Source organism: Streptomyces sp. NPDC012835, assembly GCF_042900885.1.
Lineage (GTDB): Bacteria > Actinomycetota > Actinomycetes > Streptomycetales > Streptomycetaceae > Streptomyces.
The window spans coordinates 310,255-335,823 of the sequence record NZ_JBIBBW010000007.1; the positions used below are offsets into that span (position 1 = coordinate 310,255).

Here is a 25,569-nt window from a genome sequence, read left to right on the forward strand (position 1 = left end):
CCAACGGGTTCGTACGCGTGCGCGCGATGGTCGGGACAGCGTAATGCGGCGGACACGTTCGGCGAAGAGGCCCGGTCGTCCGCCGTCTCCCGGCACGGGCCGATACCGGCCGATACCGGCCGGAGCCATGACCGCCGGGTGCCGCGCCCCGCCGCCGACGGGTCACGTGCCGGGCCCGCCCGTGGCCCCGGCGGCCGGTGTGCGGGCGGGGGTACCGGCGGGGCCCTGATCCCGGCCCAGATCCCAGATCCAGACTCCGCCGATCCACTTCCCCGGCCGCTCCAGCAGCTTTTCCAGCGTCTCGTACAGCTCCCCGTCGTTGGGCTGCGGCGCCAGCATCACCACGCCCGCCCGCCAGAAGTCGAGGTCGTAGCGCGCCTGCGCGCGCCACTGGGCCCCGATCTCCGGGACCTGCCCGCTGTAACGCACATCACGCAACAGGTTGGAGGTGTAGCGGGCCGGGGCGCCGTAGATCCCCATCCGCTCCTCGCCCCACGGGCCGTTGAAGTACCCCCGGGGCACGGAGAATCCGAAGCCGCTCGCGGACTGCCAGTGCAGCACCTCCGCGCTGCCCGGCTCGGGCAGCGGTACGGGGACGACGGACTCGCCCTTCGCCACGTACGACCGGTACATGCCCTGGGAGATGAAGGCCGGCACGTCCGGCCGGTCCCGTACCGGCAGCGGGGTCGGGACGATGGGGAGCAGCGCGGCGGCCACCGCGGCCAGGCCGACGATCCGGTGGAGGCGGCGCTGCACGGGGGCCGGCCCCGCGAGGTCACCGGGCGCGCCGAGGTCACCGAGATCGCGCGGACCATCCGGACGGTGCGGGCCCCCGGGACCGCGCAGGCCGCGCAGGCCGCGCGGGCCGTCCGGACGGTACGGGTCCCCGGAGTCCGCCCGTGTGTCCGCCAGCCGGTCCACCGCCAGCGCCAGCAGCGCGCCCAGCGCCGGGGCGCAGATCATCGCCACCCTGGACTCGATGACCGACTCGAACAGCGGCTGGTGCGCGAGGGCGCGCCACGGTCCCGGCAGCACCACGTCCGTGAACGGGATACGGACCTTCGGCCCCAGCGAGAGCAGCGCCGCCGCCACCGCCGTGAAGGCCAGCGCCCTGACCACCGCGAGCCGCCACAGCCAGACGACGATCCCCAGCGTCAGGGAGATCAACGGCCAGCCGTAGAAGGCGTTCTGCTCGGTGCGGTTCATGGCGAGGGCGTCGGCCGTCGCCTCGTCGCCGAACAGCGCGCGTCCGGAGAACTCCAGGAAGGCGAGCGGGCTGTTGCCCGCGTTGTCGCCGTGCAGCACGCTGTGATAGCTCTGCGGGCCGAAGAACTGCCAGCCCAGCGGGAACGCGACCAGCGGCAGACAGACCAGCAGCCCCCACCCGACCCCGCGCAGCAGGGGGCGCAGCGCCGCCCGCGCCGCATCGCGCCGTACGACGCCGTACGCGCAGACGAAGATCAGCGTGCCCAGCACCGCCAGCAGCAGCGGCTCCTCGCCCAGGAAGACCTGGTACGTGGCGAAGAGGCCGAGCAGGACCCCGTCCCGTACGACGTTCCTCCCGTCGTTCCCTCCGTCGTTCCCTCCGTCGCTCCCCCCGTCGCTCCCCCCGTCGCTCCCTCCGTCGCAGAGCCGCAGGGTCCGGTCGATGATCACCGGAAGCATGAACAGCACGAGGAAGTTCGGGTGCGCGTTCGCGTGCGACATCATCGGCGGCGCGAAGGCGGCGAGGGCCGCGCCGAGGGCGGCGGCCGGGCGGTGGTGGGTGAGCCGGCGCGCGAACAGCCAGTACCAGGAGCAGGCCGTGGCCGTCAGCCCGAGGGTGAGGACCAGCGCCCAGGTGACGACGGGGCCGAGGGTGAGCGTGACGGGCGCGAGGGGGACGGAGAGCCCGAGCATGACGGTGTTGGCCATGAGGTTCACGCCGTCGGGGAAGTTCTGGAACGTGGTGAACAGCGGGTTGCGCAGACGCGCGACGTTGTCGGCGGTGACGGCGAAGAACCACTCCCACTGGTCCTGGTCAGCCCCGGCGTCGGCGAGATACGCGTGGTCGAGGTCCGCCCACAGGCCCTTGTAGAGCCAGAGGGAGGCGAGGAGGAAGAGGCCGGCGACGGCGAGATCGGTGCGGAGACGGGGGTGGCGGTCGAACGCGCGGCGCGCGAAGCCGCCGAGGCGTCCGCCGGGTCCTGCGCCGGGTCGTCCGCCGGGTCCTGCGCCTGGTCCTGCGCCGGGTCCTCCGCCGGGACGCACCCTCAGCCGTATCAGCTCCACCAGCACCCTGCCGTAGTCCAGCGGCCGTACCTTCGACCCCGGCTGGTGCGACCAGCGCACCGGCACCTCCGTCACGGGCTCGCCGGACCGCCGGAAGAAGCGGATTATCTCGACGTCGATGCCCCAGCCGTCCAGCCGTGAGTCCGCGAAGGCGGCCCGCGCCCGGTCGCCCTCGAAAAGCTTGAAGCCGCACTGGGTGTCGCTTATGCCGTCGACCGCGACCCGCTGTATCAGCCGGTTGCCGAGGCGTCCGAGCCATTCGCGCACCGCGAGCTGCCGTACCTCTATCCGCGCGTCGGGGTGCGCGCGCGAGCCGATCGCCGCGCCCTCGCCGCCGTCCGCCGTGAGTTGGGCGTCGAGGCGGTCGAGTTCGGCGATCGGGGTCGCGAGGTCCGCGTCGGTCAGCAGCACGCGCCGGCCGTGGGAGGCCAGCACGCCCCGGCGGAGCGCGTGCCCCTTGCCGTGGTTGCCCTCGCCCGCCAGCACGCGGATGCGCGGCTCGGCGGCGGCGGCCTCCGCCGCGACGGCGGCCGTGCGGTCGGTCGAGCCGTCGTCCACGACGATCAGCTCCCAGCGGCCCCAGCGGTCCGGATCGGCGCGCAGGTGGCCGACGACGGCGTCGAGGGTGGGGCGGAGCCGGTGTTCCTCGTTGTAGGCGGGGACGACGACGGTGAGGTCGAGGCCGGGGGCGCCGGGATCAGGGGCGCCGGGGCCGGGGGCGCCGGGGCCGGTACCGGCATCGGCGTCCGTATCCGCGCCGGCGGGTGTGCCCGTACCGGCGCGCGTACTCGTGTCGGAGTCCGTACCCGCATCGGTGTGTGTACCCGCATCGGCGTCCGTATCCGCGTCGGCGGGTGCGTGTGTACCCGCATCGGGCCCTGCGCCGCCTGCCGTGTCCGCCGGTCCCGCGCCCCTCGCGTGCTCCGTCACCGCCGTGAACGCTCCAGCCTGTCCGCCCACATGAGCGAATGATCGTCGTACTCGGCGATCACGGTCCGTACCGCCACCGCGTCGCCGAGGGTCAGCGCGTCCACCAGCCGCTCGTGCCCGCTCCAGAGCCACTTCCCGCCCTCCGCGTCGTCACGCAGGAACGGTACGGAGAACACCCACGCCTGGACGCGCAGCCGGTGCAGGAACTCCGCGACGTAGCGGTTGGCGACCAGGGAGCACAACTCGCGCCAGAAGCGCAGGTCGTAGCCGATGAGGATGTTCAGATCCCCGGCCCTGGCCGCGCGCGCGGACTCCTCGGCCCTGCGCCGTACGGAGACCAGGGCGGCGCCGTGCGCCCTGGCGGCCAGCCGCTCGCCCTCCAGATCGCGGAAGACGGCATCCACGATCAGCGCGCGGGCCTCGACCATGCCCCGGAAGTCGTCCACGGTGAACTGGTGGACGCGGAACCCCCGGTGCTGGTCCGAGTCGAGCAGATCCTGCGCGCAGAGATCGACCAGCGCCTCCCTGACGGGGGTGGCGGACACGCCGTACTGCTCGGCGATCTGCTTGACGGTGAACTCCTGGCCGGGGAGTAAACGACCCGCGAGCACCTCGTCACGCAGCGCGTCCGCGATCTGCTGCCGCAACGTATTGCGGGTGACAGGTCCGCTGGCGCGCATGATCGTTCCGTCCCCTCGTCCGTCCCCTCGTCCGGCTCTGGGACACCTTAGAGCAGCGGGCGACGGGCGGGACGGGGGAGAGCGGAGAGACGGCCGGGGGCCGGGTCCCGTCCCTCAGCCGTCCCTCAGCCGTCCCTCAACCGTCTCCCGGCCGTCTCCCGGCCGCCCCTCAGCCGTCTCCCGGCCGTCTCCCGGCGGTCTCCCTGCCGTCTCTCCGCCACCGGGAGGCGCGCGCCCGGCCGGGCCGCGTGCTCCCGTCTACACGGTGTGCTCGTCCGCGACCGTCAGCGCGGCGTCCAGGGTCACCAGCCCCTCCTTCGCCTCCGCCTCGGTGATGTTGCAGGCGGGGACCACGTGCGTACGGTTCATGTTCACGAAGGGCCACAGGCCCCCCTTCTTGCAGGCGGCGGCGAAGGCGGCCATCGGCGCGTTCGCCTCGCCCGACGCGTTGTACGGCACGAGCGGCTCGCGCGTCTCGGCGTTCCGTACGAGGTCGAGCGCCCAGAACGCGCCCGTACCGCGCACCTCGCCCACCGAGGGGTGGCGGGCGGCCAGTTCGCGCAGCCCCGGGCCGAGGACGGTCGCGCCGAGGTGCGCGGCGTGCTCGACGATCTTCTCGTCCTCCATCACCCCGATGGTCGCGACGGCGGCGGCGCACGCCAGCGGATGGCCGGAATAGGTCAGTCCGCCGGGGTAGGGGCGGGTGGCGAAGGTGTCCGCGATGGCGCCGGAGATGGCGACGCCGCCGAGCGGGACATAGCCGGAGTTGACGCCCTTGGCGAAGGTCAGCAGGTCGGGCACGACGTCGAAGTGCTCGGCGGCGAACCACTTTCCCGTACGGCCGAAGCCCGCCATCACCTCGTCCAGCACGAACACGATCCCGTACCGGTCGCAGATCTCGCGCACGCCCGCGAGATAGCCGGGCGGCGGCATCATGATGCCCGCCGTGCCGGGGATGGTCTCCAGGACGATCGCGGCGACGGTGGCCGGGCCCTCGAAGCCGATGGTCGCTTCGAGGTGCTCCAGGGCGCGGGCGCACTCCTCGGCCTCGTCGGCGGCGTAGAAGGGGGAGCGGTAGAGGAACGGCGCGTGGAAGTGGACGACGCCGGCCGACCCGCTGTCGGACGGCCAACGGCGCGGGTCACCGGTCAGGTTGATCGCGGTGGAGGTGCCTCCGTGGTACGAGCGGTACGCGGAGAGCACCTTGGGGCGGCCGGTGTGCACCCGGGCCATCCGGACGGCGTTCTCGACGGCCTCGGCGCCGCCGTTGGTGAAGAAGATCTTGTCGAGGTCGCCGGGGGTGCGCTCGGCGATCAGCCGGGCCGCCTCGGACCGTACGTCGATGGCGAAGGCGGGCGCGAAAGTGGTGAGCCGCCCAGCCTGCTCCTGGATCGCGGCGACGACGGTGGGGTGCTGATAGCCGATGTTGGTGAAGACGAGGCCGCTGGTGAAGTCGAGGTAGCGGTTGCCGTCGTAGTCCCAGAAGTACGCGCCCTCGGCGCCCGCGACGGCGAGCGGGTCGATCAGCTCCTGCGCGGACCAGGAGTGGAACACGTGCGCGCGGTCGGCGGCCTTCACGGCGGCTCCGGCCCGGGGGTCGGCGTGCGGGGTGGCATCAGGGTTCATGATGGCCAGGGTAGAGAGGGGCGGAGGCCGGGCGGTATGGCCACTCTGTATGGCCTGGAGGGCTCAGGTGGGCACTCTGCCGAGCGCGGCGGTCGCTTTCGATCGCGCGTTCGCCGACGCTTCGTTCGAGATACTCGACCGGTCGGTCCCCGGCGTGCGAGATGATCCGGGGCGACACAGTGCTGGTACAGGAGGGGCCGCGCGGCCATGGAAAAGCTGGCAGCAGGAGATCCACGACACATCGGCGCCTACCGGTTGCTGGCGAGACTGGGCACGGGCGGGATGGGCCAGGTCTATCTGGCGCGTTCGGAACGGGGCCGTACGGTCGCCGTCAAGCTCGTACACCGCGAGCTGGCCGAACAGGAGCAGTTCCGGGGCCGGTTCCGGCAGGAGGTGGCGGCGGCGCGGCGGGTCGGCGGGGCGTGGACGGCGCCCGTGCTCGACGCCGACACGGAGGCCGAGGTGCCGTGGCTGGCGACGGGTTACGTGGCGGGGCCGAGCCTGCAATCGGTGGTGTCGGGCGATCACGGTCCGCTGCCGGAACGTTCCGTCCTCATCCTCGCCTCGGGTCTCGCGCACGCGCTCCAGGACATACACGCGGCCGGACTCATCCACCGCGACCTCAAGCCGTCCAACGTGCTGGTGACCATCGAGGGCCCGCGCGTGATCGACTTCGGGATCGCCCGCGCGCTGGAGACGGTCGCCGACGAGGGTCTGACCAGGACCGGCGCGCTGGTCGGCTCGCCCGCTTTCATGTCGCCCGAGCAGGTGCGCGGGGACCGGGTGACGGCGGCGTGCGACGTGTTCTGCCTCGGCTCGGTCCTGGCGTACGCGGCGACGGGCCGGCTGCCGTTCGGGGGCACGGAGACGGGCGCGCACGCGCTGATGTTCCGCATCGCGCAGGAGGAGCCGGACCTGTCCGCGCTCCCCGACGGCCTGGTGCAGCTCGTGCGCGGCTGTCTGCGGAAGGACCCGGCCATGCGGCCGACCACGTACGACATCCTGGCCAAGGTCGGCGAGTCGGTGGACGTGCAGGCGGGGCCGGGCGGGGGCGGGGAACCGTGGCTGCCGGGCGGGCTGCTGGCGCGGCTGGGGCAGCACGCGGTGCGGCTGCTGGAGCACGAGGACCCGACGAGGCAGATACGGATACCGGAGGACGCTCCGGGCGCGGCGCCGGCGAAGGGCCCGGACCCGGAGGGGACGGGGACGGGTACGGGTACGGGCGCGGCGCCGGCGAAGGGCCCGGCCCCGGAGGGGACGGGTACGGGTGCGGGGAGCCCGGCGGGCGCGGGTGCGGGTAATCCGCCGCCGTCACGCAGCACTTCAGCCTCTCCGGTCACACCGAACACACCGATCACGCCGCCCCCTCCGGTCAAACCCACCGCATCAACCACCACCGCCACCGCAGCGACCTCCCCCACGGCGCCGAAGGGGCAGGTCCCGGCTCAGGCCCCTGCCCCTGCCCCTGCCCCTGCGTCTTACGGCTATCCGCAGCCGGGGTACGGCGGACCGGGCGTGCCGGGTGTGCCGGGTGTGGTGGGCGGAGTTAGCGGACCGAATGGACCGACCGGACCGACCGGACCGACCGCGCGTCCTCTCGGCGGCGCGGGCGCCCCCGTCCCCCCGTCCCCGTCCTTCGGCTCGGCGCCCCCGTACGGCACCACCCCCGAACCCCCGCGCCGCAACGCCCGGGGCACGGCGGCACTCATCGTGGTCGCGGTCATCGTGGCGGTCTGCGCGGGCGCCTCCGTCTACGCCTTCATGGGCGGCGAGGGCGCGACGAACGCCCAGAGCGGCAAGGACGGCCGGTCGGCCACCTCGCAGCCGTCCAAGCCCGGGGTCGAGGAAGCGGACGGCTCGCCCTCTCCCACGCGGTCACCGGACGAGCAGGAGAAGGAGGGCGACCTGCCCAAGAAGTACGTCGGCACCTGGAGCGGCGGCGTGGACACCTCGTCCGGCTACAGCACGCGGCAGCTCGTCATCGAACAGGGCGCCCCGGGCGACGCCGTCATGACCCTGACGGCCGAGGGCCCGCTGGCGGACGGCGGCACCTACAAGTGCGTCTTCCAGGCCCCCCTCGTCACGGCCCCGTCCTCCGACACCGAGGCGCCCGTTCACATCGGGCCGTCCCGGGTGATCTCCGGCAACCCCGCCTCGGCCTGCTCCCCCGGCCCGGCGACGCAGCTCACGGTCCAACCGGACGGCACGCTGCGCCGGGTGACGACGAGCGGCGAGTCGCTGACGTACACGAAGTCGGACTGAGCATGACCGGCCACGAAGCCGGACTGAGCATGACCGGCCACGAAGCCGGACTGAGCGTGACCGGCGGCCTCGTGCGGCAATTGCCCCGAACATAGTCAACCTGACCAACTCTCCTTTACTCGAACGGATGGTCGTTACCTGTTCAGCTGGGTATCTGTCGGGAGTTCCCCCTAGATTCCCCGATATGGTCACATCAGCGCACGAGGCATCTCATCGAATTTTCGAGGAGCGGCCCGAGATCCTCAGTCCTGTCTTCGGTCTCCTGGGCGTACCGATGCCCGAGAAGGCGATCGTCGAGGTGGTCAGCGGCGACGCGACGGAGATCCGGCCGTTGGAGCGCCGGGTGGACAGTGTGCTGCGCGTCGAGCCGTCGGACGGTGACCCGTTCCTGCTCGCCATCGAGGCACAGGGCCGCCGGGACGCGGACAAGGCCACGAGCTGGTCGTACTACGTGGCGTACTTACAGGCGAAGTACAAGCTTCCGGTGCTCCTGCTCGTGGTCTGCCGCGACCGCCCGACCGCGACGTGGGCGGCGGGTCCGTTCCGGTGCGAGGCCAGGGGCTGGACGGCGCTGAGTACGCATCCGCTGGTGCTGGGGCCGGACAACGTGCCCGTCATCACCGACGCTTCGGTGGCGGCGCGGGATCTGGGAATGGCCGCCTTCTCGGCCATGACGCACAGCGGCAGCCGGGACGCCCCGGCCATACTGGAAGCGCTGGCCCGGGCTCTGCGGGCGACGGACATGGCGTCCGCCGAGTACTACGGCGACCTGTTGGAAATCGGCCTCGCGGACGGCGAGGCCCGGCAGACATGGAGGGACCTGATGACGTTCGTCACGCACTTCCCGGGCAGGGGAACGCTCCGCGAGGAGGCATACCTGGAAGGCAAGGCCGAGGGCATCGCGGCGGGCCGTACCGTGGGCGAGGCCGAGGGCAAGGCGGCAGGTGTCGCCGAGGGCCGGATCGAGGGCAGGGCGGCCGGAATCGCCGAGGGCAAGGCCGAGGGCCGCCAAGAGGGCCGGGAGGAAGGCAAGGAAGAGGGCCGGGCCAAAGGCCAGGCGGTTTCCATCCTGCGCGTGCTCGGCCGGCGGCACGTCTTCGTGTCGGAGGAGGTCCACGAACGGATCACCGGCTGCACCGACTCCGACACCCTCTCCCACTGGCTGGACCGGTCCTTGACCGTGACCGAGGCCGAGGCCCTCTTCACCGACGCCCCCGAGGGCACCGAGCCCGGCCGCCACTGACCGGAGCCGACCGGGCCGGGACCCGGCGGAGGGCGGCAGGCTCATGGCCCGCCGCCCTCCGCGTGGTGCTCCTGCTCGTGCTCCCGGTCGTACTCGTACCGGTTACTTGACGATCGTGATCCGGTCCGCCGCCGGCGGCGCCAGCGGGGCCGTGGCCGAGGAGTTGGCCGCCAGGTAGGCGTTGAACACGTCCAGGTCGGACGCGCCGACCAGCTTGTCCGTGCCCTGGCCCAGGGCGGCGAAGCCGTCACCGCCGCCCGCGAGGAACTCGTTCATCGCGACCCGGTAGGTCTTCGACGGGTCGAGCGACTCGCCGTTCAGCTTCACCGTGTCCGTGACGAGCCGGGCGGCGCCCGTCTTCGTCAGGTCGAGGGTGTAGGTGAGGCCCCTGGAGACCTGGAGGATCTTCGGGGATGCCTCGTTGGAGCCGCTGACCTGCTGCTGGAGCGCGGTGATCACCTGAGTGCCCGTCAGAGTGACGACGTTCATCATGTTGGTGAACGGCTGGACGGTGAACGCCTCGCCGTACGTCACCACTCCGTCGCCCTCACTGCCCGACGCCTTGTAGACCAGGTCGGACCTGACCCCGCCCGGGTTCATGAAGGCGATCTGCGCGCCGCCCTTGTCCGCCGCCGACAACCCGTCGAGCTGCGCGTCCGCGATCAGGTCGCCGAGCGGGGTCTCGGGGGTGGTGGCGCCCCGGCCGTTGATGTCCGCCGAGATGTAGCCCTGCGGGGCGTTGGCGATCGGCGCGGCGAGCTTGTTCCACCGGTCGATCAGCGAGGTCATGTCCTTGGCCTTGGCCTGGTCACGGCTGACGATGTGGTTCGCCGACTTGACGCTCGTACGGACGATGTCCTTGGTGCGCAGGTCGTACGTGAGCGTGGTGTCCGTGTACAGCTTGCCGAACGACGACGCCGAGGTCACCAGGCGCGGGTTGCCCGCCGGGTCCGGGATGGTGCAGGCGTACGCCTGGTGCGTGTGGCCGGTCACCAGCGCGTCGACCTTGGGCGATATGCCCTTCGCTATGTCGACGATGGGGCCGGAGATGCCGTCACCGGCGCCGGGGCTGTCGCAGTCGTAGTTGTACGAGGTGGAGGCGGGGGCGCCGCCCTCGTGGATCAGCGCGACGATCGACTTGACGCCCTGCTTGTCGAGTTCCTTGGCGTACTTGTTGACGGTCTCGATCTCGTCGTGGAACTTGAGCCCCTTGACGCCCTCGGCGGTCACGATGTTCGGCGTGCCCTCCAGGGTCACCCCGATGAAGCCGATCTTGACGCCGTTCTTCTTCCAGACCGTGTACGGCTTGAGGATCGGCTTGCCGGTCTTCTCCGACGTCACGTTGGCCGCGAGGTAGGGAAAGTCGGCGCCCTTGAACTTCTTGCCCTTCTCGTAACAGCCCTCTGTCGGGTGACAGCCGCCGTTCTGGAGCCGGGCGAGTTCGACGGCGCCTTCGTCGAACTCGTGGTTGCCGACGGTCGTCACGTCGAGGTCGACCCTGTTGAGCGCCTCGATGGTCGGCTCGTCGTGGAAGAGGCCGGAGAGCAGCGGGCTGGCGCCCACCATGTCGCCGCCGGCCGCGGTGATCGAGTACGGGTGGCCCTTGCGCGCGGTGCGCAGCGAGGTCGCCAGGTACTCGATACCGCCGGCCGGGATCGCCTTGACCGTGCCGTCGGCCTGCGTCTCGTTGACCGAGCCCGCCGAACCGGCCGGGGGCTCAAGGTTTCCGTGCAGGTCGTTGAAGGAGAGGAGCTGCACGTCGACGGTGCGCGGCTTGGGCTTCGGCTTCTGGTGGCCGTGGCTCTGGCTGCCGCCGTGCGCCTGGGCCTTGGCCTGCGTGTGGCCCTCCTGCGCGGTGGCCGGCATCGCGGCGACCAGGGCGCCTACGGTGGCCAGCCCCGCGGCAGCGGCGAGCACCCGCCGTGCCGCGCGGTTCTTCTGCGGTGTCGCTGACATCGATCCCCTTGGATTCTGCGTGTGCTGAGTGAGATGGGCCGCCGTGGGGGGCTCGCGAAGCTCCGGAAACCGCAGAGGTCCGCCTGCGGCAGCCTAGGGTCAACGCGCGTAGCACAACAGGGGGCGGCGGGTTACGAGCTGGTTGCCATTGAGGTCGCTGACGGCCGTTGCGGCCGCGGGGAAGGACCGGGTTCGTGCCGGGTCGCCCCCACCGTCACCGGTGGCGGGGGCATGGGCACGTGCCCCCGGCTACGGCCGGTCGCCGCGCCGTCGCCGTACCCTCGACGCATGACTGACGCAGCAGCCCGCGAGTCCGGCCGGCAGATCCAGACCCTCGACGCGCTCACCCCCGAGCAGGCCGAGGACGTCCTCGGCCTGCTCGCGGAAGCCGCCGCCTCCGACGGGGTGCAGGCCGTTTCCGAGCAGGGCCGCCTCCAGTTGCGCGGCGGGCACCGGGAGGGCGTGCACCACTTCCTGCTCACCGCCGACGGCGAACTCGTCGGGTACGGGCAGCTGGAGGACACCGACCCCGTCGAGGCGCCCGCCGCCGAGATGGTCGTCCGCCCCGGCCGCCGGGGCCGGGGGCACGGCCGGGCGCTCGGCACGGCGCTGCTCGCGGCCTCCGGGAAGCGGCTGCGGGCGTGGGCGCACGGCGGGAAGTCGGCCGCGCGGCACCTGGCGCAGGTACTCGGGCTGACGCTCTTCCGCGAACTGCGCCAGCTGCGGCGCCCGTTGAACCCGCTGGCCGTCGCGGAACCGGTGCTGCCGGCCGGCGTCACCGTCCGTACCTTCGTCCCTGGGCAGGACGACGCGGCCTGGCTCGCGGTCAACGCCGCCGCGTTCGCGCACCACCCGGAGCAGGGCGGACTCACGCAGCGGGACCTGGACGACCGTACGGCCGAGCCGTGGTTCGACCCGAAGGGATTCTTCCTGGCGGAGCGCGACGGCGAGCTGATCGGCTTCCACTGGACCAAGGTGCACGCGCGGGAGCGGCTGGGCGAGGTGTACGTCGTCGGCATCAGGCCGGACGCGCAGGGCGGCGGCCTCGGCAAGGCGCTGACGGCGATCGGGCTGCGGCACCTGGCGGCGGAGGGGCTGCCGACGGCGATGCTGTACGTGGACGCCGACAACACGGCGGCGGTCACCGTGTACGAGCGGCTGGGCTTCGCCACGCACGAGGTGGACCTGATGTACCGCACGGAGACGTGAGCGCGCACGGCGCGGGAACCTGAGCGTGTACGGCGGGGACCTGAGCGTGTACGGCGGGGACCTGAGCGTGTACGGCGGGGACCTGAGCGCGCGCCAGGGCTTGTCGCGGACGTGCGCTGCTGGCCGCCGGGTCCACCTCGTGCCGGTTCACAGGGCGATCACGATTTTGCCGTGAACGTGCCGCTCGGCCTGCGTCGTCACGGCTTCGCGGATCTGCTCGACCGGGAAGGTCGCCGCGATCGGAACCGTGATCCCGCCGGCGTGGATCGCGTCGGCGATCCGTTCCAGGGTGCCCGGAGCCGCGTCGAGGGCGCCGGCCTTGCGGACACCGGGCGGCGGGGCGGGGCCGTCGGCTACGACAGAGATCCGCTCGGGTGCCACGCCGAGCTTGAGCGCGGTCTCGGCCGTCTCCCTTCCGAACAGGTCGGTCGCGGCGCTGATCCCCTCGGGCGCCAGGGCCCGTACCCGGTCCGCCAGGCCGGGGCCGTATGCCACGGGTTCGGCGCCGAGCCCGCGCAGGAATCCGAACGTGCGCTCGGAGGCGGTGCCGAGCACCCGGGCCCCCGCAAGCTTCGCCAGCTGCACGGCGAAGATGCCCACGCCACCCGCCGCTCCACCGATCAGGACGGTGTCCCCGGCGCGGAGTCCGATCGCGGCGAGCGCGGCGGCGGCCGTCAGGCCGGACACCGGAAGCGTGGCCGCCACCTCGTCGCCGACGCCGTCCGGGGTGTGCCACAGGTCTGCGGTCTTGACCAGCACGAAATCGGCGACGGACCGGCCGATCGCCGCCCCGTACACCCGGTCGCCCGCCGCGAATCCGGTGGCTTCGGCGCCCACCTCGTCCACCACTCCGGCGAAGTCGCTGCCGAACCCGGCCGGCAATCGGATACCGAACCGCGCCGCCATGTCGGGCTGGGTGCTGATCTGCCAATCCATCGGATTCAGCCCGGCGGCCGTGACCCGGACGCGAACCTCGTCCGGTGCGGCGTGCGGCTCGGGTACCTCCCGCACTTCGAGTACTTCGGGACCGCCGAATCGCCGGTAGCGGACAGCTTTACTCATCGGTGATCTCTCCTGGCCAGTGATGGGACTTGGTCTTATCGACCGTACACCACTGATGGGACCAAGTCCCGTACACTGTTCCCATGGCTCGCTGGCAACCCGACGCACCCGGACGACTCGCCGCCGCTGCCCTCGACCTCTTCGAGGAACAGGGCTACGAGAACACGACCGTGATCGAGATCGCGGAGCACGCCGGGCTCACCAAGAGCACGTTCTTCCGGCACTTCCCGGACAAGCGCGAGGTGCTCTTCGGCGGGGACACGGTGGCCGGCCTGCTCGTCGAAGGGATCGCCTCGGCGCCGCCGGAGGCCGGGCCGCTCGACGCGGTGGCGGAGGCCCTCGACGCGCTCGGCCGGACGTTCTTCACCGCCGACCGCCGTGAGTTCAGCGGCCGGCGCCAGGCCGTTCTGAACGCCCATACGGAACTGCGCGAGCGTGAAGCCCTGAAGAGGATCAAGCTCACCGCCTCGATGATCGAGGCCCTCAACCGCCGCGGAGTCCCGAGCCTGACCGCGCGTGTGGCCGCGCAACTGGGCTCGCTCGCCTGGGAGATCGCCTACGACCAGTGGATCGGCACCGACAACAGTGAGGGCTTCGGCCCGCTCGCACGGCAGGCACTCGCCGACGTACGCGCGGCCGGAGCCGTGCCCTAGGGGCTGTCGCGAAAGCGCTGGTCACAGCCGTTCGTTGCCGGCTGCGACCAGCGGCGACAGCGGCTTTCCGCCCCTGTTCGGTCGCGAGGTGGATCTTCGATGGATCTTCGGTCAGACCCCCTCGGGGGCGTCCGGGTCCACGGCCGCCGGGCTCGGTGTCGATCCCTCCGGGAGGTTCGGGCCGGAGAACTTGTACACGGCCCACTCCGCCACCGGCACGTATCCGATGCGCTGATAGAGGGCGTTGCTCGTGGCGTTGGCGGGGTCCGCGAAGAGCACGACGTCGCTCGCGCCCGCGGCCAGCGCGGCCCTGCTCACCGCGACGGTCACCGCGCCCGCGTAGCCACGGCCGCGGAGATGGGCCGGGGTGTACACAGGGTCCACCCGGACCATGCCCGCGACCATCGACGTCGCGGCCGCCATGGAGACGGGGGTGCCGTCCGGGGTCTCCCAGAAGGTTAAGTGTCTGTCGGCGAAGCGCGAGCCGGCCCAGGAGGCGGCGTCCACGGCGGGCACCTCACCGACGGTGTCGACGAACTCGCCGCACCAGCGCACGACTTGATCGAGGTCCCGGCCGCCCGCGGTGCGGCCCCGCCCCTCCGGTCCAGGCTCCGGTGGGGTCAGCTCGCCGAGGCGGTACAGCCGGATGCGGGTGGCGAGTGTCGCCGTCACGCCCGTGTGCCGCTGCCACGCCTCGGCGAAAGCGGTGGCCGTGTCGTGGTCGCCGCTGGCGTTGGGGAAGGAGCGGCCGAGGCCGGCCAGGTACGCGGCGAGGGAGTCGGCCTGCCCGGGGGTGAGGGGCGTGAGGCTCAGGCCGCGCGACGGGAGGCGGTAGAAGGTGGCGCACACCTCGCCCCCTCGCTCCAGTCGGCCGAACAAGGTGGCCCCGGCGCCGTACACGTCCGGTCCGTGCGCCCGCAGCTTCTCGGTCACCGTCAGGGGCATGGTGTGCAGGGCGGGCCGCGAACGCAGGAAGCCTCCGGCCCGGGCGAGGAAATCGTCGACGTCTTCGGTGAGTTGCCAGTCATCCGTGCGCATGCCTCATGATCCCCGACGCGCTCGGGCGGGGGGAGGGCTTTGAGGTGGAGCGCCTTCGGGTGGAGCGCCTTCGGGTGGAGCGCCTTCGGGTGGAGCGCCTTCGGGGAAGGATTTCGGGGAGGATTTGGGGGAGGGCTTTCGGGGGGACGACAGCTCGGAGACCGGCCCGGACCGAAGGTCCGCAAGACCGGCCCGGACCGAAGGTTCGCAAGACCGGTCCAGAGACGGCCGCCCCAAGACCAGCTCAGAGACCGGTCCGGCTCAGGGACCGGCTCAGACCCCCGTGGCCAGCGCCGCCGCTCCCGCCAGCATCGTCGCGGCCACCAGCCCGTCGAGGACGCGCCAGGACGAGGCCCGGCGGAAGAAGCCGGCCAGGAGACGGGCCCCGTAGCCGAGGGAGGCGAACCAGCACAGGCTCGCCAGCACCGCCCCGGCGCCGAACTCCCAGCGCAGCGAGCCGTAGGTGGCCGCGACGGCGCCGAGCAGCAGCACCGTGTCCAGATAGACATGGGGGTTCAGCCAGGTCATGGCGAGACAGGTCAGCACGGCCCGGCGCCCCGAGCGCACCGTCGGGCCCTCGCCGTGCAGGGCGGACGGCCGCAGCACCCGCCGGGCGGCGAGGGCGCCGTAGCAGAGCAGGAAGACGGCGCCGACGACGCGTACCGCCACCAGCGCCGACGGCCAGGCCGTGACCAGCACGCCGAGCCCGCCGACGCCGCAGGCGATGAGCGCCGCGTCGGAGAGCGCGCAGATCGCCACCACCGGCAGGACGGCCTCGCGACGGATGCCCTGGCGCAGGACGAAGGCGTTCTGCGCGCCGATGGCGACGATGAGCGAGAGGCCGGTGCCGAATCCGGCGGCGGCGGCGGTGAGCGCGGTTCCCATGACAGGCACGCTAGAGAGCGGCACAGAATTAGACCAGCTAAATTTTCTTACGCATCATGAGCAGGAATAATGGCACCCATGATGTCCGAACTGCCGCACGATCTGGTCCGCACCCTGCTCGCGGTGGTCGACGAGGGGACCTTCGACGCCGCCGCCTCCGTCCTGCATGTGACGCCCTCCGCCGTGAGCCAGCGGGTCAAGGCCCTGGAGCAGCGCACCGGCCGCGTGCTGGTGACCCGCACCAAGCCGGTCGGGGCGACCGCGTCCGGGCAGGTCGTGGTCCGCTTCGCCCGTCAGCTGGCCCGGCTGGAGAGCGACGCCCGCTCGGCGCTCGGGATGGACGACGGCGGGGAGCACCCGCGGCTGTCCATCGCGGTCAACGCGGATTCCCTCGCCACCTGGTTCCTGCCCGCGCTCGCCGCGCTCGCGCATGACGCGGGGATCTGCTTCGACCTGCGCCGCGAGGACGAGGGCCACACGACGGAGCTGCTGCGCGAGGGCGAGGTGATGGCGGCGGTGACCTCCTCGCCCGACGCGGTGGCCGGCTGCTCGGTGCGCCGGCTCGGCAGCATGGCGTATCTGCCGGTCGCCGCACCGGAGTTCGCGGCGCGGTGGCTGTCGGGCGAGCTGGAGGTGCTGCTCCCGGCGGCGCCCCTGGTCTGCTTCGACCGCCGTGACGAACTCCAGGACACCTTCGTACGCGAACTCACCGGCGGGCGCGGCGCGAGCGCGCTGCGGCACTGCGTCCCCTCCAACGAGGGCTTCGCCGACGCGGTGACGGCCGGGCTGGGCTGGGGGCTGGTGCCCAGGAGCCAGGCCGAGCCCCGGCTGCGCTCGGGCGCGCTGGTCGGCTTCGCTCCGGGCCGCTCCCTGCGGGTCCCCCTGTACTGGCAGCAGTGGCGCCTCGACTCCCCCGCGCTGGCGGCGGTGGCGGAGGCGGTGACAGCCGCGGCGGCGCGGTCGCTGGACTGACGCGTGCGAAGTGACGCGTGCGAAGTGACGCGTACGGGGGCCGAGGACTTGACGGGGACTTGACGGCGGCACCTCCGTACGCCACCCTTTCACTACTTCCTTAGTGAAAGGGTGGTTGCGCGATGATCGCGTACCGCATCGACCGGCGCAGCGGGGTGGCCACCTATCTCCAGATCGTCCAGCAGACCAAGCAGGCCCTGCGCCTGGGCCTGCTGCGGCCCGGCGACAAGCTGCCCACGGCCCGTGAGGTCGTGGAGGCGACCGCCGTCAACGCGAACACCGTCCTCAAGGCGTACCGCGAGCTGGAGCGCGAGGGGCTGGCCGAAGGGCGGCGCGGGCTCGGGACGTTCGTCCGGGGGACGCTCGGCCGGGGCTCGGCGGACAGCGCGCTGCGTGCGGAGCTGGCCGCCTGGACCGACCGGGCGCGCGCCGAAGGTCTCGACCGGGACGACATGACCGCGCTCTTCACCTCGGTACTCGACGCCTCGGTACTCGACACCTCAGCACGCGACACCTCGGCACGCGACGCCTCGGCACGCGACGCCTCGGCACGCGACGAAAGCTCCAAGAACGAAGAAGGGGACGACACATGACAACGGCCGCGATAGAGGCGACCGGCCTCGGCAAGCGGTACGGGCGGCCCGGCGGGAAGCACCACTGGGCGCTGCGCGACTGCACCTTCCGCGTCCCCGCCGGACGCGTCTGCGCGCTCGTCGGCCCCAACGGAGCGGGCAAGTCCACCCTCCTCGCCCACGCGGCCGGGCTGCTGGCGCCCACCGAGGGCTCGCTCCGTACCCTCGGCTCGGCCGAACCCGCCGCCGTGCGGGAGCGTGTCGCGTACGTGGGCCAGGACAAGCCGCTGTATCCGCAGCTGACGATCGGCGAGACGCTGCGGATGGGCCGCGAGCTGAACCCGGAGCGCTGGGACGACGCGGTCGCCGAGCGGATCGTCGCGGGCGGACGGCTCGATCACGCCCTGCGCGTCCGTGCGCTCTCCGGCGGCCAGCGCACCCGCGTCGCGCTCGCCCTCGCGCTCGGCAAGCGCCCCGAACTCCTCCTGCTGGACGAGCCGATGGCCGACCTCGACCCCCTGGCCCGGCAGCAGTTGATGGGCGCGCTGCTCGCGGACGCGGGCGAGCACGGCACCACCGTCGTGATCTCCTCACACATCCTCACCGAGCTGGCGGAGACCTGTGACTACCTGCTGCTGGTGGACGGCGGCGGGATACGGCTCGGCGGTGAGACCGAGGAACTCCTCGCCGCGCACACCCTCGTGACGGGCCCGGCGGACGCCCGCGCCGAGGTCGAGGCGCACACGGTGGTCGAGTGCCGGACGACCGGGCGGTCCCTGACCGCGCTCGTACGGCCCCTCGGCCCGGTCCCCGACCACTGGCACCCCGAAGAACCCTCGCTGGAGGAACTCCTGCTCGCGCACCTGCGCTCCCCCGACGCGCCACCGCTGCTCACCCCGTCCGCCCACCGCACCACGACGGAGGTTCCGGCATGAGCACGGCACACCACGACGGAGACCCCGGCACGACCACGGCAACGCGCCCGCGCACCCGCCCGCGCACCCTGATACCGCGCGGCCCGGCCGGGCTCACCGTACGGCTGCACCGCCGGACCCTGTGGGCCGGACTCGTGCTGCTGCTCATCGCGATCGGGCTGCTGATCCACCAGCGGCTGAACATCGGCTCCGCGCTGAGCGACTTCACCGCGTCGGGGTGCGACGTCTACGACGAACGTTCCGCGTGCGCCCAGCGGGTCAGGGACTACTGGGACGCGGAGCGCGCCTATCTGCGCCTGAGCCAGCAGCTCGGCTTCCTCCTGCTCCTGCTGCCGAGCGCTCTCGGCGGGTTCGTCGCGGGCCCGGTGATCGCGCGGGAGCTGGAATCGGGCACCTACCGGCTCGCCTGGACCCAGTCCTGCTCCCCCGCCCGCTGGCTGCTGGCGAAGATCACGGTCCCGGCGGTCTGGGCGGTCACCGGTACGGCCGTACTCGCCGCGTTCTTCCGGTGGAGCTGGTCCACCGGCCCGCACCAGGTCTACGAGCTGCCCTGGCACGACGTCTACGTCTACCTGGCGCTCGGCCCGCTGCTGGTCGGGTACGTGGTCCTCGGCAGCGCCGTCGGCGCGCTGACCGGGCTGCTGGTCCGCCGTACCGTCCCGGCCATGGCGGTGGCCGCGGTGGTGACGGGAGGCGTCATGTGCGCCTTCGGGGCGGGGATACGAGGGCGGCTGATGCCGGTCACGAGGGTGACGGGCGATGTGAACCGGCCGGACGGCAGCTGGGTCGTCGAGTGGGGCAGGACGCCGCTCCAGGACGGCTCCGGAGGCGTCACGACGTACCACGAGTACCAGCCGTCCTCGCACTTCTGGCCGCTCCAGCTCATCGAGACGGGCATTCTGCTCGCCCTGGCGGCGCTCGCGCTGCACGCCGCGTTCCGGGTGCTGCGGCGGCTGCACGCCTGATCCGGCGCGTGGGTGACGCGGGGAGGTCCGGCCCGGGGCCGGTACGAGGGCCGGGGCCGGTACGAGGGCCGGGGCCGGTACGAGGGCCGGACCGCCCCCGGACCGTACCGGCCCGGACCGCCCCGTACCGGCCCGCCGGCCCCGCGTACCCCCGGCGGGCCCCGTCCCGCTTCCCTGCACGTCATGTCGCCGTTACCGGCCATTCAGCCGCCCTTGCGACCCTCTCCCAATGCAGCCCGCTGTGCCCCCCACACCGAGGAACGGCAGGATCCACCTCGCCCCGGCTCTCTCCGACGCGCTTGCCGACCCCTCCGAGCGGCACCATGGGGACATGAGCCAGCAGCCCGCCGAGGTACCGGCCGTCAGCAGCCAGCCCCCGCAGCAGCCCTCCGTCGGCTTCATAGCCGCACACCGGCCCCATACGGTCGCGGCCACGGGCTCGGCGGGCGATCTCGAACCCGACCTGGACTCCGACCTCGACGTGTACGAGGAGAGCGCCCACCCCGACGGCACGCAGCTGCCCCGGGGCCGCTTCCTCGACCGGGAGCGCAGCTGGCTCGCCTTCAACGAACGCGTTCTGGAGCTGGCCGAGGACCCGGCCACGCCGCTCCTCGAACGCGCGAACTTCCTGGCGATCTTCGCGTCCAACCTGGACGAGTTCTTCATGGTCAGGGTCGCCGGCCTGAAGCGGCGGATCGCCACCGGCGTGGCCACCCGCTCCGCCTCCGGCCTCCAGCCGCGCGAGGTGCTGGAGCTGATCTGGACCCGCTCCCGGGAGCTCATGGCCCGGCACGCCGCCTGCTACCAGCAGGACGTCGCCCCCGCGCTGGCCGACGAGGGCATCCACATCATCCGCTGGCCCGAGCTGACCGAGAAGGAGCAGGCGCGCCTGTTCACCCTCTTCCGCCAGCAGATCTTCCCCGTCCTCACCCCGCTCGCCGTGGACCCGGCCCACCCCTTCCCGTACATCTCCGGCCTCTCCCTGAACCTGGCCGTCGTCGTACGCAACCCGGTCACCGGCCACCGCCACTTCGCGCGGGTCAAGGTGCCGCCGCTGCTCTCCCGCTTCCTCGAAGCCTCGCCGCAGCGGTACGTGCCGCTCGAAGACGTGATCGCGGCGCATCTGGAGGAGCTGTTCCCGGGGATGGAGGTGCTCGCGCACCACATGTTCCGGGTCACCCGCAACGAGGACCTGGAGGTCGAGGAGGACGACGCCGAGAACCTCCTGAAGGCGCTGGAGAAGGAGCTGACGCGGCGCCGCTTCGGCCCGCCGGTGCGGCTGGAGGTCGAGGAGTCCATCGACCCGTACATCCTCGATCTGCTGGTGCGCGAGCTGAAGGTGTCCGACGCGGAGGTCTATCCGCTGCCGGGTCCGCTCGACCTCACGGCGCTGTTCGGGATCTCGGCGCTGGACCGGCCCGAGCTGAAGTTCCCCAAGTTCATCGCGGGCACGCACCGCGACCTCGCCGAGGTGGAGTCCGCCTCCGCGCCGGACATCTTCGCCGCGCTGCGGGAGCGGGACGTCCTGCTGCACCACCCGTACGACTCGTTCTCCACCTCCGTCCAGGCGTTCCTGGAGCAGGCGGCGGCCGATCCGGACGTGCTGGCGATCAAGCAGACGCTGTACCGGACATCGGGCGACTCGCCGATAGTGGACGCGCTGATCGACGCCGCCGAGTCGGGCAAGCAGGTCCTGGTGCTGGTCGAGATCAAGGCCCGCTTCGACGAGCAGGCGAACATCAAGTGGGCGCGGAAGCTGGAGGAGTCCGGCTGCCATGTCGTCTACGGCCTGGTCGGGCTGAAGACGCACTGCAAGCTCTCCCTGGTCGTACGGCAGGAGGGCGAGAACCTCCGCCGCTACAGCCACGTCGGCACCGGCAACTACCACCCGAAGACCGCGCGGCTCTACGAGGACCTCGGGCTGCTCACGGCCGACCCGCAGGTCGGCGCGGATCTCTCCGACCTGTTCAACCGGCTGTCGGGCTACTCGCGCCGGGAGACCTACCGCAGGCTGCTGGTCGCGCCGAAGTCGCTGCGCGACGGGCTCGTCTCCCGTATCAACAAGGAGGCCGCGCACCAGCGCGCCGGCCGTCCCGCCTATGTCCGCTTCAAGGTCAACTCGATGGTCGACGAGGCCGTCATCGACGCCTGCTACCGGGCGTCGCAGGCGGGCGTGCCGGTGGACATCTGGGTGCGCGGGATCTGCGCCGTACGGCCGGGGGTGGCCGGGCTGTCGGAGAACATCCGGGTCCGCTCGGTGCTCGGCCGCTTCCTGGAGCACTCCCGGGTCTTCGCCTTCGGCAACGGCGGCGAGCCCGAGGTGTGGCTCGGCAGCGCCGACATGATGCACCGCAATCTGGACCGCCGTATCGAGGCGCTGGTGCGGCTCACCGACCCCGCCCACCGGGCGGCGATGACCCGGCTGCTGGAGACCGGGATGTCCGACACCACGTCCTCCTGGCACCTCGGCGCGGACGGCAACTGGACCCGGCACTCCACGGACGCCGAGGGCCGGCCGCTGCGGCACGTACAGGAAATGCTCATTGACGCCCGGAGGCGCCGGCGTGCAGCACCATGAAGTGGACACCGACCGCGCGACCGCCCCGGTGAGCGCGGCAGACCTGACCGAAGGACCGGGCGGGGGGCTCAGCGGGGGCGATCTTCTCGCCGGGTATCTGCACGCGCGCGCGGGTGACTTCCTGCGCGGACTGCGGCTGTACGGCGAGAGCGGCGCCGACACCGCGTCGGCCGAGGCGGCGGCCCGTACGATGCGCGGCGCGGCGCGCCGGATCGGCGGCGGGCTGCACACGTTCCGGCCGCTGCTGGACCCCGGCTGGGCCGACCCGTTCCGTACGGAGCTGGGCTGGCTCTCCGGCACCCTGGCCCAGGAACACGCGTGCGCGGCCCGGCTGCACCGGCTGCTCGGGGCGCTGGCCCGGCTGTCGGGCGGCGGGACCGGCGGGGCGGGTGCGGCGGCGCTGCCCGGGGCGCGTACGGAGACACCGCCGGGTGATCCGTCGCCGGATGGTCCGTCACCGGCGGGTACGGCGGTGGCGGGCACGCTGACGGTCGGGGCCTCCCGGGCGGGCGCGCTGCTCGAACGCCGGCTGACCCTGGCCCGTACCCGCGCGCACTCCGCGACGCTCCAGGCGCTCGGCTCGTCCCGCTTCCACGCGGTGGCCGACACCGTGGCCGTGCTCGCCTCCGAACTCCTGCTGTCACCGCTCGCGCAGGGCCCCGCCGCCGAGGCGCTGGCCGCCCCCGTGGAGGCGGCCGAGCGCCGGCTGCTGGACGCCGTGGCGACGCTCCCGCTGGCCCGCGCGGCCCATCCGTACAACGCCGACGCCCTGGTCCACGGCCCGGCCACCGCCTCCGACGGCGAGGCGCAGGACGCGCCCTGGCACCACGTACGCCGGCTCCTGCGCATGCACCGCTACGCACAGGAGGTCCGGTACGCCGGCGGCGCCCCCGACCCGGCTCTCCGGGCCGCCGGCCAGGCCCTGGACCGCCACCGCGACGCCGCCGAAGCGGCCGCCGCCGCCGCGAACGCGGCCCGCACCCCCCGTATCGCCCCCGCGACGGCCTACGCGCTCGGCATCCTCCACGCCGACCAGCGCCACGAGGTCGAGGCCGCCCGCTACGCCTTCCAGCAGCTCTGGCGGCAGACGGCGGCGCACCGATGACGGCGCCCGGGCCACCCGGCCCCGTACCCGGCCGGCCCCCCGGCCCGGTGCGCGCGGCGGGGTGCGTCCTGTGGCGCCCGGCCCCTTCCCGGACGGGCCGGATCGAGCTCTGCCTCGTCCACCGCCCCAAGTACGACGACTGGTCCCACCCGAAGGGCAAACTCAAGCGCGGCGAATCCGCCCTGACGGCGGCGGTCCGCGAAGTACTGGAGGAGACCGGCCACCACTGCGCCCCCGGCCCCTTCCTCGACACGGTCCACTACGAGGCCCAGGGCCGCCCCAAGGAGGTCACCTACTGGGCGGCCGAGGCCACCGCCGGCCGCTTCACCCCCAACGACGAGGTCGACCGTGTGCTGTGGCTCCCCCCGGCGGAGGCCCGCCCCCGACTCACCCAGCCCAGGGACCGCCTGCTGGTGGACGCGCTGCTGGAGTCACCGCACGGGACGTGAACCGACACCCGCAGGTCGAGGGTCCGCGGCTCAACGGACCTTGGAGCCGTACACGTTGCCGACCGTCAACGTGATCAGCACCCTGCGGTCGGCCACCATGACCGACCGGTACTCGTCCCAGTCCGGGTGCTCGCCGGCCACGGCACGGTAGTAGTCCACCAGCGCCTGGACCTCGGGACCCTGCGGGTCGGTCCCCGGCCCGATGAGCGTGACCGAGCCCTCGGCGGTGGCCCACGCCCAACCGTCCGGACTGGTCACCTCCAGCGCGGCGCGCGGGTCCCGGCGCAGGTTCGCGGTCTTGGCGGTCGCCTCGGTCGTCGACACCCGAATGACACCGGCGTCCCGGTCGTACGACGGCATGACGGGCGAAAGCTGCGGGCCTCCATCGGACTTGATCGTCGCGAGCACACCGAGGCGGCTCTGCGCGAGCAGCGTGTGCGGGTCAAAGGAAGTGTCTGCCATGTCGGCCCAACCCGTGGCGCGGTGGCCGGTATTCCAGGATTCCGGCGCCCGGCCCCCGGTCCACTCGTACGGCCCAAGCCGACCTGACGCCACCCGACCGGAGGGCCAGGCCGGGTCGGGTCAGGTCCGATACTCCGACTCCGTCCTCGCGGCCCGGCGCACGACCACGGCGATGTCGTCCATGTCCAGGGCGCGGAGATACCGCACGAGGGCGTCCCGGCTCTCCCGCACCGGCCCTGCCGCCGCACACGCACAGTGACGCCCGGTACGGATCCGCCCCCGCACCGGGCCGCCCGCCACGGTTCACCTGCCGTTCACTCGTCCCCGTCGACGGCTTCACCTGTTCTGCCTAATTTCGGCCTTACACGGTGCGCGGATGGCCGCCGCACCCACCACCACCTCGCACGCCGCCGTAGAACGAAAGCCACCGGCGGCTTCTGGAAGGAACACCCGAAGTGAAGCTTCAGCGCAAGAACGGGCTGCGCGCCACCGCGCTCGGTGCCCTCGCCGTCTCCGGCGCCCTGGTTCTCACGGCGTGCGGCTCGGACAACAACAGCGACGGCTCCGGTGACGCGGCGAAGCAGACCAGCGCCGCGTCGAGCGCGATGTGCAAGGACGCCAAGGGCGAGCTGCTCGCCTCCGGCTCCAGCGCGCAGAAGAACGCCATGGACCTGTGGGTCAAGAACTACATGGCCACGTGTTCCGGTGTGCAGGTCAACTACCGGTCGTCCTCCTCCGGTGAGGGCATCGTCGCGTTCAACCAGGGCTCCGTCGGCTTCGCCGGTTCCGACTCGGCGCTCAAGCCCGAAGAGGTCGCCGACTCGAAGAAGACCTGCACGGACGGCGGCCAGGGCATCAACCTGCCGATGGTCGGCGGCCCCATCGCGATCGGCTACCACCTGGAGGGTGTGGACAGCCTGGTCCTCGACGCCCCCACGCTCGCCAAGATCTTCGACAGCAAGATAAAGAACTGGGACGACGCGGCGATCAAGAAGCTCAACCCCGACGTCAAGCTCCCGAACAAGCCGATCCAGGCGTTCCACCGCTCCGAGGACTCCGGCACCACGCAGAACCTCGGCAAGTACCTGGGCGCCACCGCCGCCACGGACTGGAAGTACGAGGCCGAGAAGAAGTGGCCCGCCCCCGGCGGCCAGGCCGCGTCCGGTTCGTCCGGCGTCGCCACCCAGGTGAAGCAGGTCGACGGCTCGATCGGTTACTTCGAGCTCTCCTACGCCACCTCGCAGAAGATCTCCACCGTCAAGATCGACACCGGCGCCAGCGCCCCGGTCGAGGCGACCTCCGAGAACGCCTCCAAGGCCATCGCCGCCGCCAAGATCAAGGGCACCGGCAAGGACCTGGCGCTCGACCTCGACTACGCCACCAAGGCCGACGGCGCCTACCCGATCGTCCTGGTGACGTACGAGATCGCCTGCGACAAGGGCAACAAGCCCGACTCCCTCGGCACGGTCAAGTCCTTCCTGACCTACACCTCCAGCGACGAGGGCCAGAAGGTGCTCTCCGAGGCCGGCTACGCGCCGATCCCGGCGGAGATCAACGCCAAGGTCCGCGAGACGGTCGCCTCCCTCAGCTAGCAGCCGGCCAAGGCGCCCCCCGGGGCGCCTCCCGGGGGGCGGTTCCCGCAACCGCCCCCCGGGCCGGCCGGTCGGCCCGGCCCTCCGGCCCGGCACCCAGCCCGGCCCCACCACGGCCGGCCCG

The 25,569-nt window shown here is 72.5% G+C and carries 19 protein-coding genes and 1 pseudogene; 12 read left to right on the plus strand and 8 right to left on the minus strand.

Translation table 11 applies throughout. The features are described 5' to 3' along the window. Positions 1-162 precede the first annotated feature (162 nt). The 3 genes from ACFY6S_RS27070 to ACFY6S_RS27080 form a co-directional block, all read right to left on the minus strand. Positions 163-3,201: a glycosyltransferase gene (locus ACFY6S_RS27070; protein ID WP_388826985.1), complete on the minus strand. Its 3,039-nt coding sequence runs from the start codon at positions 3,199-3,201 to the stop codon at positions 163-165. After that, positions 3,198-3,881, minus strand: coding sequence for a GntR family transcriptional regulator (locus ACFY6S_RS27075; protein ID WP_388826982.1), 684 nt, complete (start codon positions 3,879-3,881; stop codon positions 3,198-3,200). The genes ACFY6S_RS27070 and ACFY6S_RS27075 overlap by 4 nt, the downstream gene beginning before the upstream one ends. A gap of 258 nt (positions 3,882-4,139) precedes the next feature. After that, positions 4,140-5,507 (minus strand): aspartate aminotransferase family protein, encoded by a 1,368-nt coding sequence (locus ACFY6S_RS27080; RefSeq protein WP_388826979.1) that lies wholly within the window; start codon positions 5,505-5,507, stop codon positions 4,140-4,142. 207 nt (positions 5,508-5,714) lie between these two features. Between ACFY6S_RS27080 and ACFY6S_RS27085 the strand changes: the two genes are divergently transcribed. Both ACFY6S_RS27085 and ACFY6S_RS27090 read left to right on the plus strand, forming a co-directional pair. Next, positions 5,715-7,769, plus strand: coding sequence for a serine/threonine-protein kinase (locus tag ACFY6S_RS27085; RefSeq protein ID WP_388826976.1), 2,055 nt, complete (start codon positions 5,715-5,717; stop codon positions 7,767-7,769). Positions 7,770-7,953: 184 nt separating this feature from the next. Next, positions 7,954-9,012 carry a hypothetical protein gene (locus ACFY6S_RS27090; protein ID WP_388826973.1) on the plus strand — a complete coding sequence of 353 codons (1,059 nt, stop codon included), beginning with the start codon at positions 7,954-7,956 and terminating at the stop codon, positions 9,010-9,012. A 102-nt stretch (positions 9,013-9,114) separates the two neighbouring features. On the opposite strand, the gene ACFY6S_RS27095 is transcribed toward ACFY6S_RS27090, so the two are convergent. Beyond that, positions 9,115-10,968 carry a bifunctional metallophosphatase/5'-nucleotidase gene (locus ACFY6S_RS27095; protein ID WP_388826970.1) on the minus strand — a complete coding sequence of 618 codons (1,854 nt, stop codon included), beginning with the start codon at positions 10,966-10,968 and terminating at the stop codon, positions 9,115-9,117. A 288-nt stretch (positions 10,969-11,256) separates the two neighbouring features. Here ACFY6S_RS27095 and mshD point away from each other — a divergent pair, with 288 nt between their 5' ends. Continuing rightward, positions 11,257-12,177, plus strand: a complete 921-nt coding sequence (gene mshD / locus ACFY6S_RS27100) for a mycothiol synthase (protein ID WP_388826967.1) — start codon at positions 11,257-11,259, stop codon at positions 12,175-12,177. Positions 12,178-12,324: 147 nt separating this feature from the next. On the opposite strand, the gene ACFY6S_RS27105 is transcribed toward mshD, so the two are convergent. Continuing rightward, complete coding sequence (locus tag ACFY6S_RS27105) at positions 12,325-13,239, minus strand: NADP-dependent oxidoreductase (RefSeq protein ID WP_388826964.1); 915 nt, start codon at positions 13,237-13,239, stop codon at positions 12,325-12,327. An 83-nt stretch (positions 13,240-13,322) separates the two neighbouring features. Here ACFY6S_RS27105 and ACFY6S_RS27110 point away from each other — a divergent pair, with 83 nt between their 5' ends. Next, entirely contained in the window at positions 13,323-13,892 is a 570-nt protein-coding gene (locus ACFY6S_RS27110; protein WP_388826961.1) for a TetR/AcrR family transcriptional regulator, read from the plus strand. A gap of 111 nt (positions 13,893-14,003) precedes the next feature. On the opposite strand, the gene ACFY6S_RS27115 is transcribed toward ACFY6S_RS27110, so the two are convergent. Beyond that, positions 14,004-14,930 (minus strand): GNAT family N-acetyltransferase, encoded by a 927-nt coding sequence (locus ACFY6S_RS27115; protein WP_388826958.1) that lies wholly within the window; start codon positions 14,928-14,930, stop codon positions 14,004-14,006. A gap of 273 nt (positions 14,931-15,203) precedes the next feature. After that, on the minus strand, positions 15,204-15,815 hold the full coding sequence (locus tag ACFY6S_RS27120; protein WP_388826955.1) for a LysE/ArgO family amino acid transporter: 612 nt from the start codon (positions 15,813-15,815) through the stop codon (positions 15,204-15,206). A gap of 78 nt (positions 15,816-15,893) precedes the next feature. Between ACFY6S_RS27120 and ACFY6S_RS27125 the strand changes: the two genes are divergently transcribed. The 7 genes and pseudogenes from ACFY6S_RS27125 to ACFY6S_RS27155 all read left to right on the plus strand — a co-directional run bounded on the left by ACFY6S_RS27125 (position 15,894) and on the right by ACFY6S_RS27155 (position 23,391). Beyond that, entirely contained in the window at positions 15,894-16,787 is an 894-nt protein-coding gene (locus ACFY6S_RS27125) for a LysR family transcriptional regulator ArgP (RefSeq protein WP_388826952.1), read from the plus strand. Positions 16,788-16,909: 122 nt separating this feature from the next. Further along, positions 16,910-17,269: pseudogene (locus ACFY6S_RS27130) on the plus strand (GntR family transcriptional regulator); the annotation flags it as partial. Between the two features lie 107 nt (positions 17,270-17,376). Then, a complete protein-coding gene (locus tag ACFY6S_RS27135) occupies positions 17,377-18,294 on the plus strand; it encodes an ABC transporter ATP-binding protein (protein WP_388826950.1) in 918 nt (305 codons plus the stop codon). Further along, positions 18,291-19,259 carry an ABC transporter permease gene (locus ACFY6S_RS27140; protein WP_388826948.1) on the plus strand — a complete coding sequence of 323 codons (969 nt, stop codon included), beginning with the start codon at positions 18,291-18,293 and terminating at the stop codon, positions 19,257-19,259. Before ACFY6S_RS27135 ends, ACFY6S_RS27140 begins: the two co-directional genes overlap by 4 nt. A 331-nt stretch (positions 19,260-19,590) precedes the next feature. Then, positions 19,591-21,837, plus strand: a complete 2,247-nt coding sequence (locus tag ACFY6S_RS27145) for an RNA degradosome polyphosphate kinase (RefSeq protein WP_388826946.1) — start codon at positions 19,591-19,593, stop codon at positions 21,835-21,837. A gap of 43 nt (positions 21,838-21,880) precedes the next feature. Then, positions 21,881-22,942, plus strand: coding sequence for a CHAD domain-containing protein (locus ACFY6S_RS27150; RefSeq protein WP_388827729.1), 1,062 nt, complete (start codon positions 21,881-21,883; stop codon positions 22,940-22,942). Next, positions 22,939-23,391 carry an NUDIX hydrolase gene (locus ACFY6S_RS27155; protein ID WP_388826944.1) on the plus strand — a complete coding sequence of 151 codons (453 nt, stop codon included), beginning with the start codon at positions 22,939-22,941 and terminating at the stop codon, positions 23,389-23,391. The genes ACFY6S_RS27150 and ACFY6S_RS27155 overlap by 4 nt, the downstream gene beginning before the upstream one ends. Before the next feature lie 30 nt (positions 23,392-23,421). Here the strand turns inward: ACFY6S_RS27155 and ACFY6S_RS27160 are convergent, their stop codons facing one another. Then, the gene (locus ACFY6S_RS27160) at positions 23,422-23,853 is read right to left on the minus strand and encodes a PPOX class F420-dependent oxidoreductase (RefSeq protein WP_388826941.1); all 432 of its coding nucleotides are present in this window, start codon (positions 23,851-23,853) and stop codon (positions 23,422-23,424) included. A 455-nt stretch (positions 23,854-24,308) separates the two neighbouring features. Between ACFY6S_RS27160 and pstS the strand changes: the two genes are divergently transcribed. Further along, a complete protein-coding gene (pstS, locus tag ACFY6S_RS27165) occupies positions 24,309-25,445 on the plus strand; it encodes a phosphate ABC transporter substrate-binding protein PstS (RefSeq protein WP_388826938.1) in 1,137 nt (378 codons plus the stop codon). Positions 25,446-25,569: the final 124 nt, after the last annotated feature.

Coding starts and splice junctions, on each gene's coding strand:
- ACFY6S_RS27075 (WP_388826982.1), bottom strand. CDS start 3,881: ATGCGCGCCAGCGGACCTGTCACCCGCAATACGTTGCGGCAGCAGATC.
- ACFY6S_RS27080 (WP_388826979.1), bottom strand. CDS start 5,507: ATGAACCCTGATGCCACCCCGCACGCCGACCCCCGGGCCGGAGCCGCC.
- ACFY6S_RS27085 (WP_388826976.1), top strand. CDS start 5,715: ATGGAAAAGCTGGCAGCAGGAGATCCACGACACATCGGCGCCTACCGG.
- ACFY6S_RS27090 (WP_388826973.1), top strand. CDS start 7,954: ATGGTCACATCAGCGCACGAGGCATCTCATCGAATTTTCGAGGAGCGG.
- ACFY6S_RS27095 (WP_388826970.1), bottom strand. CDS start 10,968: ATGTCAGCGACACCGCAGAAGAACCGCGCGGCACGGCGGGTGCTCGCC.
- mshD (WP_388826967.1), top strand. CDS start 11,257: ATGACTGACGCAGCAGCCCGCGAGTCCGGCCGGCAGATCCAGACCCTC.
- ACFY6S_RS27105 (WP_388826964.1), bottom strand. CDS start 13,239: ATGAGTAAAGCTGTCCGCTACCGGCGATTCGGCGGTCCCGAAGTACTC.
- ACFY6S_RS27110 (WP_388826961.1), top strand. CDS start 13,323: ATGGCTCGCTGGCAACCCGACGCACCCGGACGACTCGCCGCCGCTGCC.
- ACFY6S_RS27115 (WP_388826958.1), bottom strand. CDS start 14,930: ATGCGCACGGATGACTGGCAACTCACCGAAGACGTCGACGATTTCCTC.
- ACFY6S_RS27120 (WP_388826955.1), bottom strand. CDS start 15,815: ATGGGAACCGCGCTCACCGCCGCCGCCGCCGGATTCGGCACCGGCCTC.
- ACFY6S_RS27125 (WP_388826952.1), top strand. CDS start 15,894: ATGATGTCCGAACTGCCGCACGATCTGGTCCGCACCCTGCTCGCGGTG.
- ACFY6S_RS27135 (WP_388826950.1), top strand. CDS start 17,377: ATGACAACGGCCGCGATAGAGGCGACCGGCCTCGGCAAGCGGTACGGG.
- ACFY6S_RS27140 (WP_388826948.1), top strand. CDS start 18,291: ATGAGCACGGCACACCACGACGGAGACCCCGGCACGACCACGGCAACG.
- ACFY6S_RS27145 (WP_388826946.1), top strand. CDS start 19,591: ATGAGCCAGCAGCCCGCCGAGGTACCGGCCGTCAGCAGCCAGCCCCCG.
- ACFY6S_RS27155 (WP_388826944.1), top strand. CDS start 22,939: ATGACGGCGCCCGGGCCACCCGGCCCCGTACCCGGCCGGCCCCCCGGC.
- ACFY6S_RS27160 (WP_388826941.1), bottom strand. CDS start 23,853: ATGGCAGACACTTCCTTTGACCCGCACACGCTGCTCGCGCAGAGCCGC.